Consider the following 14,740-nt stretch of genomic DNA (forward strand, 5'->3'; position numbering starts at 1 on the left):
AAGTATTCCTTAATTATTTTTCCACTCAAAGGCCCTTGAACTAACCCTATTAAAGAAAAGGCTTCCCTAAATGGGAAGCCAATATCAACTAGTATTCGTGTTCGTTAACTTGCTTTATTCTTTTTCTCAGGTTTCCCTGTAACAATTACTTTCATTGTATTTACTGCCTTTGTTTTACCCGCAAAGTTCTCTGCTTCTGCATGCAAAGTATGCGTTCCATTATCAAGATCTAACTCTACTGAGTACGTGCCATCCTGCCCTGTTTTAACCGAATCAATCAGGAGTACTTCATTGCCATGCTTTTCATAAATATTCACGGTCGTTCCCTGTGGTGCTGTGCCTTCTACTAATGCCGGCTCACCCTTCACCATCAATTCTTCCACTTCCCAAGTTGGTGCTTCAGGGATTTCCTGAACTGTATCCTTTGACCAGTCAAGGGCATTTACGAATAACTGTCTCCCATCTTGAGTCCAGCCATAGTCAGGGCCGATGATATTTGTAACAGCAAAAGAAGACATCAGCAAATGCATGTGCTCCTTACTCCTGAATTCAAATCCAATTGAATCCCCTTTACTCTCTCCGTCAACAGAAAGGCTCGAAATTGCTATACCTGTATAATTCTTGAACGTCGCATATGGACTTTTCGCCGTGTGGATTTTAACCCGGTCATTTTCATCCAAATTGATTCCGTTGAACATTGGATGTCCTTCTGCTGCTTCAACATATATCGCTCCTTCATTATATCCCTGCTGTTCCATTTCCAGACCTCCCGTGACCTCCTTTAGTCTTTGGATTGAGCCTTCAGCAACGCCCCATGTGCCTGTGAAAACAAGGCTTGTCTTTAGTTCGTCACTTTCTTTGATCAGCTGTTCAAATTGCTCTTTTGTTCCTTTATTTGTATTGATTAGGATGACATCATATTTTCCAACATTCCCGAGGATGTCCCAGCCTTTCTCTTCCGCATACAGTTCCTGTTCATTTAATAGACCTGTCAGGGCACCATTAACATCTCCCAATACTGCCGCCTCGAATGCGTTGAGTTCAAAGTTGAATTCCTTATCTTCGGATACAATTTCAACCTCAAAAGCTTCCTGCAGATACCCTTCAGCTATTACAAACAAAGTGTACTCGCCAGGCAGCAAATTCTTGAATTCATATGAACCATCTTCTATGCTGGAGCCTTCCATCTTAAAATCTGGCTCATCTTTTGGAACTAGTGTCAACTTAGCACCAGCCACGGTTACTTTGTCTTTCTTGCCTGTAATTACACCATTCAAATCAGATCCATCAATAGCTTCCAGTGTGAAGTTCAAATCGACACTGCTTCCAAGCTCTGCAACTTTAGCTGGCTTGGTTTGTTCAGTAAAGCCTCTTGCCTGGACCTTCACTTCGTAATCACCAATACCAATTCCAAACTTATACTGGCCAGCTGAGTTGGTGGTTGTTTTGTGGTTTGTTCCCTCAATGGAGACAAAGGCATTTGCAATTGGATTTCCCTGGCTGTCCTTTACTTCTCCTTTGATTTCACCCTGGCTTGCAGTCAACGCGTAATTAATCGCATTCACATATATCTTTTTCGCATTTTCTGTCCATTTTTCATTCGGATGGCCATACCCGCTGATTTGCAGTGCGGAAAGAAGAATATGAACACTATTTGATGAACTGAACTTATAGGCAATTGAGCTGCCAAGTTCTCCTTTAACCGGGTTAGTCAAGCTGGCAAGAGTCGTGCCGCTATAGTTTTCAAACACCGAATACTGCACTGCTCCTTTTGGATTGAGAAGCAATGGAAGTTCTTCACCTATATTGAATCCCTTCAGAATTGGATGGTTCTCATCGACCCGAAGATTTAGTTCCTTATCTACGAAAGTATAATCAAAATCTTCAGGGTCCCCATATGCATCACTTAAATCTCCAATCGGACCTCCGAACAAGGATGTGAAAATAATGCTGACTTCATTTTCATTTGCTTTCTCCACCATCGCCTTAAATCTATCTTCCTTCATTGAATAGGATGTATCATTGACGATGATTAATTTATAGTTTTGTATATTCTCGATCAACGTTTCAAACTCTGCATAAGGATGCAAGTCAACATCGTATCCATTGCTTTCTAGGAACGGGATAATTCTGTCCTGCTGATACGGGTTTGCTAGAAGTGCAATCTTTTCAGGAAACAAAAAGTGAGACATTTAGGTCTGTCTGCTGGTCTGTTGTAAGTTCTACAGACTGGTAGATCGGCTTATAGCCGGCCGCGATTACCCTGACTTCATATTGGCCTTCTGGAAGTGTCGCTTGATACCTTCCGTCCTCACTTGTCTTGACTGTCACTGGTGTTCCGATGACTTCTACTCTTGCACCTTCGACTGGATCTTTCGTAGAGGCATCGACAATTTTACCAGCCAGGATGCCAGAATCAACAGCTTCAATTACGAAATCTTCATTTGTCGCTTCGCCATTTTTAATTGAGACTGTGAATTCTTTTGGATTGTGGCCAAAAGCTTCAATAGTCAAGGTGTAGGTTCCTTCCTCAAATGCAGCAAAGAACTTGCCTTTCTCATCTGTTTGATAGGTTTTGCCGGTTTCTTTTACAAAAATTGTCCCTTTTACAGGTCCATTGACGTTCTGGACTATACCATTGAGTTCACCGACAAGTGCCTCTTTCTCTTCGAGTGCCCAGTCTAGCGCGTTATTCAATAGCCGTTCTCTTGCTGCGTCAAACGATTCATTTGGCTTGAACACATGGCTGACTGTCATATTAGCCAAGAGAATTTCAACGGTATCGGTCGTCCTGCCTTTGTAAGCGACCATGCTTCCCTTTTCCCCGGTTCCTGTATGTGAGAAATCAATGACCGTTGTACCCGAATAGCCGTCAAAACCATAATAATAGCCGGACTTTCCAGGTATTTCGATTATATCTCCTGCTTTAAAACCTGCAGAAAGAGGATGGTCACCCACTACAGTGCCCTGTGCTCCTGGTTTGTTGTTATGTTCGAAGATCGTTTTTGGATCATCATTGAATTCCTGCAAATATCGTATCGAACCTCGTCCTCCCGCCTGGCCTGTCCAGATAACTGATTTTCTACTTTCATCCAGCGCTTTCTGGAATGCTAAAAACTCTTCTTTCGAAGGTTCTAAATTCCTTGCATAATCGGAATTCGCGAATACAACATCGACCTCGCCCAATTTATCTGTATCCTGATAATCCAGGTAAACGACCTTGTATCCTCTTTCTTCTAAATACTGCTTATACGTGGTTCCTGATGCAGTCAAGTCCACGATGATCCCAACTGTTGGTGAGGGCTTTAATTTTGCGTTCACTGCGGCTTTTTGGCCGTCAGTAATTTTCACCTCAATATCCTGGCGTACATAGCCTTCCTTTTCAATTCTTGCTGTATAGTTCCCTGGTTCTACTTTAGAAATGTTATATTGACCCTGGACGTTTGTAATCGCTTCTTTTGGTGCTCCTAAGAGTGTGATTTTTGCGCCTTCAATCGCATTCCCATCTTTTGAATCTTCAACGGTACCTGAAATGGAGCCAACATTTTCTGCTACTGCCATTCCAATCTCCATCGACTCACTGTCCATTTCTGCCGTCACTTTCATCGTTTTGGCGGCATAACCATAGGAACTGATTTCAATCTCGTATTCTCCTGATAGCAGCGCGATTGTAAAACTGCCATCCTCACTGCTTGATTGAGTTTGGAACGGCTGTCCCTTCACCTTGATCTCTGCCTTTAATGGATTGCCTTCTTCATCGACAATCGTCCCGCTGATAACTGGATATTTGACATTTGCTGCCCATAACACCGAATTAATGAGAAGCTGCTTTCCCTCCTCAGTATAATCCTTGGCACCATGGTAATAAGCAAAACCATGGCCGCTCAACAGCAATTCAGCACTTCCAGCAGACCTTGGTTTATAAGCAACTCCAAGGCCATGCGTGGCATCTGAGCCTTCATGCTTGATCTCTGCAAGAGGATAGCCGCTGTAATCCTTGAAGTAACCAACATAGCTGGCTGCTGGAGTGAGGATTTCAATGATTTCCCCAGTCTTTGCTCCATTAAATATTGGATGCTCCTCGATTACCTTATACTGGGCAGCTTCGGTTGTCTTCCTTATCGTTTTAAGCTCTTTGGGATCCTTTCTGTTATTAACCAGCTGCTTAATGCCTCCACCCCAGACAGCATCTCCATAAATCAGGCTGGTTTGCGCATTGTCTGCCGCTTCCATCATTTCATTGGTTATGGCTGATGAGCTTGGATCATTGAAGAAAATGACATCAAACTCAGCCATTCTCTGAACTAATTCTGCGGGCTGTACATCTAACACATTCACTCCGTACTCATTCATAAGAGCTTTGAAGTTTTTCTCGGAAGAAAAGTAATCACCCACTACACCTACTGATGGCATAGTATGCATCTGAATGTCCAACTCACCCGAATGGCGTGCGATATCTACATTTTGTGTTTGTTCGATGTATCCATCCTTACTTGATTTTAGTGTATACACCTCTTCCTCTAAGCCATGAACTTCATATCGTCCGTTAGCAGCAGTCTGAACTTCTGTTATCGTTTCGCCAGCTGAGTTTTCTACTGTAATATTGACACCTTGAAGCTCCATACCTGAAATGGCATCTGTTACTGTACCTGTTAATAGCCCTTTCTCCGACTCACCTAAAGCGATTTGGACTGTGGCAGCCGATTCCTTAGCTACAGTAACGGTTTCTTCTTTAGAACCTAAGCCTTTTGCCCTGACTTCAATTTTAAATGTACCTTCATCATGAAAAAGTGTGAAGTTCCCATCTCTGTCAGTCTTAGCTTTAACTCCTGTTTCAAGCACTTCGATGTTAGCCTCTACAGGTTCTCCAGCTGCATTGGTCACAGAACCTGTTATTTTTCCGTATTCAGCTTTGTACAGGTATTCAATACTGTTAAACAGGATTTGCTGCTGTCCGCGCAGCCAGGCCTTGGAACTCTCCCAAGGTACAGTCGCATGGCTAGACAATAATAAATGGGCACTGTCCTCGGATACAGCTTTATAAGCAATCCCCGAACCGACAAAACCAAGGTCTGTGTTACCGATCTTACCGATTGTCCTGCCGGAATATTGATTGAACCAGGCAAAATCTGCGTTATTCTCTAAAACATTGATTCTGTCTCCTGGTTTGTACCCCTTGAAAATAGGATGTTCTGCTTCAACATGGATTCTTACTTCTCCGCCATCATAATCATGATCTAGCTCTTTAGGATCCTGATGGTAGTCCTTCAAGTGGTGGATGGATCCATAATTCGAACCCCACTGGTCTGTGAAGATAATGCTGACATTATGGACTTTTGCTTTTTCTGCTAATTCTTTGAACTGATCCTCAGTAGGCTTGATACCATCCGAACCGTATCCGCCATTCAGGTAAAGTACTTTATAGCGGCCTATGTCCTCGACAACATCCCAGCCACGTTCTTCAGCGATAAAACCATTAACATTCAACAAAGTCGTGATTTCACTCTTATAATCATTAAGGACTGCAATGTCAATGGGCTTTAATTCGAAGGTTAAGTCCGTACCTTCGCCGGCTTTGACAACGATTTTCATGCTGCCGGTCTTATAACCCTTTAATGTAATATCTGCCATGTAGGTTCCTTCATATATTTCTTCCTTTGCAAATATCCCTTTACCGTCTGTCTTTCCCTCAACTGGTGACTGATTTAAGAGGACAGTAGCTCCGTCAACTGGATTTCCGGTACGCTGGTCTTTTACAAAGATAGATAAAGAGCCCTTAGCTGCTTCCTCAAGTTGATAATCTTTCATAAATTGATATCCTGAAGAAAGCTTTACATTTTCAGTGATTTGCTTTTTACCATAGGAAGAAATCCTGATCGTAAATTCACCTGGTGCATGCTTAAGCAAGAAGCCTCCATCTTCATTTGTGTCTACAGTTTCTCCTGTTTCTAGTACAGAGACAGAACCTTGAACAACATTTCCATCGCTATCCTTTAATATGCCTTTGACACTACCAGGTGAACTGTAGCTCTTTACGCCTGTTTGGTAAGGTACAATAACCTGACCAGGGAGAATAGGGATTCCCGATGTACTATAAACTGGGAGACTGAAATCCTTCATTCTTTCACCTGTATACACATCAATGACAGAAAGATTTCCGCTTGTACCTGCAAAAAATAATAGTCCATTTGCAGAAACAGAACCACTGTTCAAAGTCGTACCCACAGAGCGGTTGTTCCAGAGTTCCTGACCAGTCTTTGCATCGAATGCGCGTAATACCGGCTGAACGGCCGAACCAATGACGACAATATTTTCATAGACAATTGGAGAACCAGCCTGTGTATCACCGATCCCTTCAGCCTTCCATTTCTCTTGACCTGTTTTGCTATCAAGAGCATAAAGCGTGCCGCCTTCGGTGTTAAAATTGGTACCTGCCAGATATAGTGTGCCATCATCGAATACCGGCTTTGAGGCAACTCCTTCATTTACGAGTGTTTTGCTCCACACTTCTGTTCCATCTTCAATCCTGAGGGCCCTGAGCTTTTGATTATCATAGCTTCCGATAAATAACATCCCATCTCCAGCACTAGGACCGAAATAGGTAGGCGCACCAAGATTGACACTCCATTTCTTTTCTCCAGTCTCTGCATTTAACGCGGTTAGCTTTGCATCCTCTGAAAGGTCCGATGAAACCAATAGCGTTCCATCAACAAGTAATGGAGATTCATAGACTGCCATTGACCCAACAGCAGTCGTCCATAAAATGCTGCCGGATTTGAGATCCAAAGCATAAATCTTTCCGTCTTCTCCTCCTGAAAGATAGACAGTATCACCATTTATTGTTGGCGATGATCTGTTCGTGCTTCCAATTCTTACAGACCATTGCTCCTTGCCTGTAAACGAATCTAGTGCTACAACATATCCGCTGTCCGTAACAAGGACCACTTTGTTATTAGCTGCTGCTGGGGTGGAAAAAAGAATCTTCCCTTTACCTGTAGTATTGAACTCCCAGCTTTCATCTAGTGCATCCAGGTCAATTGCATTTGCAGAAACAGCATTGCGTTGATTGTTGCCATTCGCCATAGCCCATTCCTTATTTAAATTGGCAGGGTTACTATTTACCTTCAAATCAATGGAAGTATCCGCGCTCACATCCAATTCTTTTGCCAATCCATTTATCCCTTCGCCCGAAACCTGAAGTACATACTGGCCGGCAGGCAAATTTACGATCTCAAAATCACCGTTAGCATCAGTTCGATAAGTTGGCAGCGGTGTGTTTTTGACTCTAACAAATGCATAAGGCACAGCCTTCCCAGAACTGTCGGTTACTTTTCCGGTTACAGTAAATGCCTGGGCGTTCTCCAAGACCCAATTCACTGATAAGGTTTCGCCCTTTTTCAGCTCGATTATTATTTCAAAATCCTGATAGCCAAAAGATGTAACCTTGATTTTATGGCTGCCTTCCCTGATCTTGAATTTGAAATCTCCGCCTTTTCCAATATTATAGGAAAGGCCTTCTTCCGTTATATCAAGTTTTCCAGTAAGCGGCTTGCCATCCTTGTCTGTCAGCTTGCCGGTAAGCTCACCAGCGAAAGCAGTTTCGGTGACAGCCTGGTAAATATTCATGATTCCCGTGCCATAAGAATCATTTGGCAATGTTCCCATGTGAGGCTCCACTCTGGAAGTCTGCTTTAGTGATTCTTTTACCTGGTCAACTGTCAGGTTTGGGTTAGCCTGCAATAAAAGCGCTACTGCACCCGTGACATGCGGAGTCGCCATTGATGTACCACTGATAGTGTTGTATTTCCCTTCATTTCGTTTAGCAGGCCATGCTGAATAAATCCTGTGACCTGGTGCAGATATATCAGGTTTAATGATTCGTTGCTCATCCCCGTTTTCATCCTTCCAAAAAACCGGACCACGGCTGGAGAAATAGGCAGTTTGATCAAACACATCTGTTGCTCCAACAGCAAAGGTTTCAGGGAAGCTTCCCGGAGAACCGATTGTTTGTGATCCAGGACCATCATTCCCGGCCGCAAAAGATGGAAAGATTCCTGCTGACACCCATGCTTTTACATCTTCATAGAATTCTAGGTTATAAGTATTTGAATTCCCCCATGAGTTATTGACTACATGAGGAGCCTTCGATGGGTCACCGCCTGGAGCCATGAACCATTGGAAAGCCTGGTGGATAGCGGATAGAGTTGTTGAGCCCCCATCATTGAAAATTTTTGCTGCAATCCATTCTGCTTCAGGAGCTACCCCGATTGGTTCGCCAGTGCCGCCGCCAACTGCTGTTCCGGCTACGTGGGTTCCATGACCATTTCCATCATTCGGTTTGTCATACCCCTGGCCTGATAAATCAATCCACGAATATTGATGATTGCCGTCTCGGCCGCGGTAGTTATGTTTAAGTGCTTCATGATTTCCGTCTACCCCGGAATCCATGATTCCTACAACCATACCCTCTCCTTTTAATCCGTATTGGCCCCAAACCTTAGGTGCATATATTTTTTCAAGTCCCCATTGAGGCAGTCGAGGTGGATTTTCTTCCACTGTCACCTCAGGTAGACTAAGTGTTTCATCGAGCGAGATTTCAGCTATATCATCTCGATTGTTAAGTTCTTCAAAAGCATCTTTTGTGATTGAAGCAGTAATCCCATTGATGATCCAAAGAGAATCCTTCTTTTTTGCTTTTCCTTTACTTTCCAAAGCAGAAAGTGCTTGCTGGATTCCTTTTTGAGAATTGTTCGCTTTTTCTTTGAGGTGATCCTGGATGGCTTTGATTTTTTCTGCGCGGTTTTTCTTTGCTTTCACCTGTGGATAAATCTTGCTGAGGTCTGGTTGATCTTTCATCCTGATGATGACATCAAGTTCTTGTTCCTTTTCAAAGGCTTTAAGAAGAGCAGCCTCTTTCTTGATTTCAGTAGCTGTTCCTTCATCCCCTTTCAAACGTGGAGGATCGATTCCCAATCCATCTAACAGCTTTGTCAGTTCACCGCTTTCTTCCGATTGACTTTCTTGTTCTTCTGCTTTTTCAGAAGCAGCGGCCTGTTCACGCTGTTTTTCCAGTACGAGTTCTTCTTCCGTAAAACTCTTGGGTTTCTGTTCAGCTGCGAAAGACAGCTGGCTAGTAAACGATGAAATAATCATCAGCATCACTAACATGATTGCCGAGAATCTCCTTACGGTAACCTTCTTTTTTCTTAGCATTTCCTTGCACCCCCTGATAATTTGATTACCGAAGAAATACTGCATAATTTTGTAAAAACCTTTTAATTTATTGAATATTTATACTATTCAGATAAAAATGAATACAAAGTATTACTATATTTGTAATTTATAGGGAATTAGTAGCGGTTTATAGATATGAAAAAAAGACCAAAAAAATGGTCTCTAATTTGGGTTTCATTTTTTTAACGGAATGACTTTAGCGTTACAAGTCTTCTCATAAAATTCGATTGGTCCGGCATCATCAATGATAATATCCTTATAACCTTTTCTTTGCATGCCTTCCAGGGTTACTTGCAGTAATGATTCCCCAATACCTTCAGCTCTTTTGATTTTTGCGACACCCATCGGTCCAAAACAGCCGGGTTGATGAATATCAAATGCAGCAAAGCCAACGATCTCCCCTGATTGGTCTTCAGCGATATAAATAGACGGATGCTTGCGCCTCAACGCGTGTTTGATAGACTGAGTCCAACGTGTACCAAACTCATTGTTTATGAAATGAATTAGCCTTTCGGCGTCGCCATCACTAACCATCTTAATATCCCTGTAAAGTTTTTTCGGTGGACTGTAACCTGCTAAATCTAAATGCATATCCCTAGAAACTGTAGCTTCACTTAGAAGGATGTTTTTCTGTTCCTGAGTCAAAAGCTTTTCTGTTTGTCCGCTCTTGATTAATGCTTTCAAGACATGCGCTTCGTTTAGATAAATTTGATTGTAGTTCCTCATATAGCTGATTGCTTGTTCAATCACTAGATTTGTAGAAGCACTAAATGGAATTTTAAAAGGTTCGCAGATTTCAAAAGAAAGGTTTTCATGCCTCGGGTTATATGGTTTCTTCATAACATCAATGTCGATACCGCTTTTTTGTTTTGCTTCTTTTATTGGGGAGGAGCCATCATCCAAGCAGCCAAGTAAAAGATGCTCAGGCATCAGGCATGGGCTACCCGCCTGTTTGCACTCCTGTTCTGCTATCGTAAAAGCTTTTGCCATTTGTTTCGTAAGTTTTACACCCTTTAACTCCATTCTATCCCCCCTAATCGTTCTATAGAGTTTATATTAATATCTGAGCTTGATGGCGCAAACCAATTCTACGCGCTGATTTTCATATGCCCTTCTTTTCTCCTTATTGTTGAATAGCTGTGGAGTGCCATTCCGAGCATGACGAAGCTGATTCCGATCCAGGAAAATGGAGTTGGCAGAGGCAGTGATAAAATGAAAAATTCCCCTGCCAAGGCAAAAAGCACTTCCGCTGCCTGGGTTGCTTCAACGGCAGCAAGCTTCTGCATATTGCCCCTCACTAAATCTGTAGCCTTAAAGAATAAAACCGTCGCTATCACGCCAGAGGTGATGGCTACTAAAAGGGACTGGAAACTTTGGTTCATTGTAGGAGCCCCCTCCGTCAAAAGACCAAATAAAGCTAAAAGCAGCCAGAATGGCAGACTGGCCAGCGTCATTCCAAGGACACGTTGATATGCATCAAGATTGCCGTTGGTTACTTCCATCATTTTTCTATTTCCCAATGGATAGGCGAAAGATGCAATAAATACTGGGATGACTCCGAGAAAAACCATTTCGATTGGTATATGCCTTGCATGCTCAAGTTGCATAAGCAGTATCCCTGCTAAAATGATTATAGACATCCCGAGTCCTCTAAAAGGAATTTTTGCCCTGACAGTTACTAAACCTTCATTGGTCATTTTGGTTTCATAAAATAAGGGACTGAGCAAAGCACCTGATATAATCGTGATCTGCCATGTACCTGCAATCAGCCAGCCGGGTGAAAAGGCGGCGGCATATGTAAGGGGCGCATAGAACAAGACAAAGCCAACGAAGCTCCAAAGGAACCATGGATAGGGATTCTGTTTGATATTCTGGATTACTGGCTTTAAATTCCTCCTTGCTGCCACGATCGCCAAAAGGAATGGAACCATGAATATGTATCTAAGGGAGGCACTCCATATCCAGCTGCCCCCCGATAATTCCATAGATTGATTCAGAACAAAGGTGAAGGCAAAAAAGAAGGCCGCTAAAATGCCTAATAAAATTGGTCCCACTAACTCAATCCCCCTTTATGATTGACTATATTCATAATCTATATAGCTAGCAATATTAAAGACAGCACCATGTTATTCAGACATTTTCATGTTCAATTGGTTAAACGAAACATCATTCTTTTCTTTTAAAGGACTTAATCTCTTCCTCGATTCTTTTTAACAATATAACATATAAACAGAAGAGCTATCACCAGTTTTTTCCACAAAAAGACACCTGGCATGCCAGGTGTCCAAACATGTTAATTCTTATTGTTCATACTGAATTTCATTTGGTTTTTCATAAGTTACATACGTTCCAGCTATGAAATCATGGATCGCTCTTTTATCCTCACGGATGCCTACCATGAATACGCTGACGATAAAACCGATTCCTAACGTAAGTACGTAAACGAGTCCGGCAACGATTGTACGCATTAGCATCGTACCGAAGCCAAGCTTTTCTCCATTCACTTTCGCGATTCTCACACCCACAATTTTCTTTCCTACTGTATATCCTGACCATAAAACAGGAACAAGCAGAGTGTATAGCAGGTTTAGTGATGAGGTAAAAGCATTTTCTTCCGCACTGCCCGTTACTAAGTAGCTAATAATCAAAAGTGGCACTCCGATAATTATTCCGTCTAAGATTCCTGCACCCAGTCTTACCCAAAAGCCAGCTGGTCTGTTCATTGATATTTCCTCCTAGTTGTTCATTTATTTATTTTAATAAATCTGCGATTTCCTGCTCACCTGATTGCAAAGCGTGCATCCTCGCAGTCATACCCGAATAATCCTTCAACTGGATGTCTGCTCCCAGCTCTATCAATAGTTCTACTGTTTCAATTTCTCCACTGAATACAGCGTAGGTCAATGCTGTATAGCCAGAACTCATTTCTTGATAGTTTGGGTCACCGCCAGCATCATGCAGCATTTTGATCATTGACGCAGTCCCTTTTTCAGAAGCAGTCATGAATGGTGTCATGCCATAATCAGATTCGAAATTCGGGTCGGCTTTTAGTTCCAAAAGCAATTGAACCATCTGGATATTGTCATCCATAACAGCCCAGTCCAGTGCTGTGTATCCATTATAGTCTATTTGGTGGATATCTTCCCCATTTTCTATTAAGCTACTAACCTTCTTCGTATTTCCACTGATAACTGCATCAATTAACGTAGATACTTCTATGTCTTCTTCATAATATTCCTCTTCTACAAGGAATGCTGTACTGACCTCTTTAAAGACCATAACTCCGCCAACCACGGCCAAACCAGTAAGCAAAACTGACGCAGCCAAAAAAGCAAACAGTCCTTTTGTTTTTTTGGAATGAATTATGACTGAATCAGTTTCACCAAAAAAGGCACTTATTTCATTTATTCTTTTTGGAAGCGGTGGATGCGTAGATAAGATTTCTGCCAGCCAGACCACAAATCCTTTTTCCTGATTGATTTGTTCGAGGTATTCTGTTTTATTCACACTTCTAAATAAGACTTTCCCAATTGCCAGCATAGTAAGGCCGTTTTTTGCGGCTGCAGGATTTCCAGTATAGAAGGCCGCATAGCGGTCACAAGTATACTCACAAGCGCGCAGATACATTTCTGCAATCCCTGGTATCCACATGGATGGAAGGATGAACATCATTTTACCAAGGTGATTCCGTTTTATATGAGCCAATTCGTGGGCCAGAACAAATTGAAGCTCATCTTCGGCATTTTGTTCAATAAGGTCGAAAATTTCGGAGTAAACAACAATCATATTCCTTCCGAAAAAGCGCGTCGCAAAAGCGTTCATTATGCCGCCAGATTGCATCACGTAAATATCGGGGGTGCGCTTTATTCCCATTTTGACACATAGATCTTCAACCGTAGAGTGGATAAGCGGAAATTGATTTCTGCCGATTTTCACTGCGTTAAGCCGGATTTGACCAATCATCAATGCATGAAGCAACAACGAAGTCATCAGGAATGCAGCAATAATAAATATTCCTACAATGGATAATGCAAAGAGAATGTAAGAAGCAATACTAATACTTAATACAATCCAGAAATATTTATTCTCATTTTTATGTACCAGGTTTTTCTCATTTAAGGCTTCTTCTGTCATTACCCAATGTCTCCTTAATCACAATTATATAGATTATAGGAGATTTTTATTAATTGGCATAGATGTTTTTTATAGGAATAAAGACCTTATTTTACCTTTTTTGGATACCTGATATTTTCATCAACTGATATGCTTAGTTTCGGTTCCTTTTAAAAAAATTTATTCCTTTAAAAAGTCCTCTGGTGTTTTCAGTATCTACTTTTCTATTTTGATACTGATCAATCAACTCATTCAGACGGTCAAGCTGAAAAGCGTAGTCATAAATCGCAGAACCAATGATCGTTAACCGCAATCTATCATTCCTTTCTATTGACCTGTCCTCCATGATCGATTCAAGGAATAATCCACTTTGTCTAAGAGTACTTTCCATGTCTAGCTCCCTGATTTTTCCTGAATATTTAAGGAGGATCATCTCATGGTATTGAATCATTTCTTCGAATTGTTCATCAAATTCCTTTGTATCCTCCCGTTCCGGCCGGCTTTGAAAAAAATGGTCCTCAACGATATCCAAGAGTCTCAAGCCTTGCTGAAGGCAGGCAAGCATTTGCTTGAACACTACCAATTCCCTCACGTCGAGAGGTTTTACCTTTGAAATTTTCTTTCTTTCCTCATCGAGTATTTTATAAAGGTCCTCAAGCTTGGCTACGTCCTTTCTCAATTGACTCCATTGATCATGAAATGTTTTTTCTGTCAGTTCATTGGATATAGCTGTCCTGATTAACAAGGACATGGTTCTAAAGCTATTATTCATTGTTTCGGTAAAATTCTTGTTGAAATTTGGTGGTGAGACAATTAAATTAACAAAGAAAGCAGACCCCATCCCAACAAGGACAATGATAAATTTATTTGCTGCTGTTAAAATTCCGTTGAATTCATGTGAACTCATCATGATTAAAACTGTGATTAGCGTTAAAGATATTGAACTTTCCATTTTAAGCTTCAAGCTAATGATAATTACTACAACAGTAACAAACCCAATGACAAATGGATTGTTTCCGAATAAATAAATGGATGCAATCGCGATGATCGCACCGAGTGTATTCGCCTGGAATTGCTCTAATACTTGTTTCCATGATCGATAAATCGATGGCTGGATTGTAAAGGTTGCTGCGATTGCAGCAAAGACCGGGGGCTCCAATCCAATCCATTCTGTTATGTATAAAGCAAGTGCAACGGCCACTCCTGTTTTTAACACTCTTGGACCTAAAGTAATCATCTAAACCCCTCACTCTCTAATGAGAACGCTTATATTTTAACATAACCTCCTTTAATGGAATAAAACATATCAATAATACTGAACGTTTAAGATTAGTATTTTAAAGGTGCGAAAAGATTATCCTCCCCCTCTGGCGGGAAATAATATTCAAGCAGC

Annotated in this window: 7 protein-coding genes; all 7 read right to left on the reverse strand. The window is 41.6% G+C overall.

Going from position 1 to position 14,740, the window contains the following annotated elements; translation table 11 throughout:
• Positions 1-104: 104 nt before the first annotated feature.
• The 7 genes from AC0VX7_RS13405 to AC0VX7_RS13435 all read right to left on the reverse strand — a co-directional run bounded on the left by AC0VX7_RS13405 (position 105) and on the right by AC0VX7_RS13435 (position 14,584).
• Positions 105-2,192 (reverse strand): carboxypeptidase regulatory-like domain-containing protein, encoded by a 2,088-nt coding sequence (locus tag AC0VX7_RS13405; protein ID WP_475424631.1) that lies wholly within the window; start codon positions 2,190-2,192, stop codon positions 105-107.
• Positions 2,170-9,213, reverse strand: a complete 7,044-nt coding sequence (locus tag AC0VX7_RS13410; RefSeq protein WP_475424632.1) for a carboxypeptidase regulatory-like domain-containing protein — start codon at positions 9,211-9,213, stop codon at positions 2,170-2,172. The genes AC0VX7_RS13405 and AC0VX7_RS13410 overlap by 23 nt, the downstream gene beginning before the upstream one ends.
• Before the next feature lie 195 nt (positions 9,214-9,408).
• Positions 9,409-10,257 (reverse strand): GNAT family N-acetyltransferase, encoded by an 849-nt coding sequence (locus AC0VX7_RS13415; RefSeq protein ID WP_475424633.1) that lies wholly within the window; start codon positions 10,255-10,257, stop codon positions 9,409-9,411.
• A gap of 65 nt (positions 10,258-10,322) precedes the next feature.
• On the reverse strand, positions 10,323-11,288 hold the full coding sequence (locus AC0VX7_RS13420) for a DMT family transporter (protein WP_475424634.1): 966 nt from the start codon (positions 11,286-11,288) through the stop codon (positions 10,323-10,325).
• 246 nt (positions 11,289-11,534) lie between these two features.
• The gene (locus AC0VX7_RS13425) at positions 11,535-11,957 is read right to left on the reverse strand and encodes an RDD family protein (protein ID WP_475424635.1); all 423 of its coding nucleotides are present in this window, start codon (positions 11,955-11,957) and stop codon (positions 11,535-11,537) included.
• A gap of 28 nt (positions 11,958-11,985) precedes the next feature.
• Positions 11,986-13,368, reverse strand: coding sequence for a M48 family metallopeptidase (locus AC0VX7_RS13430; RefSeq protein WP_475424636.1), 1,383 nt, complete (start codon positions 13,366-13,368; stop codon positions 11,986-11,988).
• Positions 13,369-13,501: 133 nt separating this feature from the next.
• Entirely contained in the window at positions 13,502-14,584 is a 1,083-nt protein-coding gene (locus AC0VX7_RS13435) for an FUSC family protein (protein ID WP_475424637.1), read from the reverse strand.
• Positions 14,585-14,740 lie beyond the last annotated feature (156 nt).

The organism is Mesobacillus sp. QJM3NY_10 (assembly GCF_056173465.1).

What these genes read in the sequence shown, in the direction of transcription:
- AC0VX7_RS13405 (WP_475424631.1), bottom strand. Translation starts at nt 2,192, where the DNA reads ATGTCTCACTTTTTGTTTCCTGAAAAGATTGCACTTCTAGCAAACCCG.
- AC0VX7_RS13410 (WP_475424632.1), bottom strand. Translation starts at nt 9,213, where the DNA reads ATGCTAAGAAAAAAGAAGGTTACCGTAAGGAGATTCTCGGCAATCATG.
- AC0VX7_RS13415 (WP_475424633.1), bottom strand. Translation starts at nt 10,257, where the DNA reads ATGGAGTTAAAGGGTGTAAAACTTACGAAACAAATGGCAAAAGCTTTT.
- AC0VX7_RS13425 (WP_475424635.1), bottom strand. Translation starts at nt 11,957, where the DNA reads ATGAACAGACCAGCTGGCTTTTGGGTAAGACTGGGTGCAGGAATCTTA.
- AC0VX7_RS13430 (WP_475424636.1), bottom strand. Translation starts at nt 13,368, where the DNA reads ATGACAGAAGAAGCCTTAAATGAGAAAAACCTGGTACATAAAAATGAG.
- AC0VX7_RS13435 (WP_475424637.1), bottom strand. Translation starts at nt 14,584, where the DNA reads ATGATTACTTTAGGTCCAAGAGTGTTAAAAACAGGAGTGGCCGTTGCA.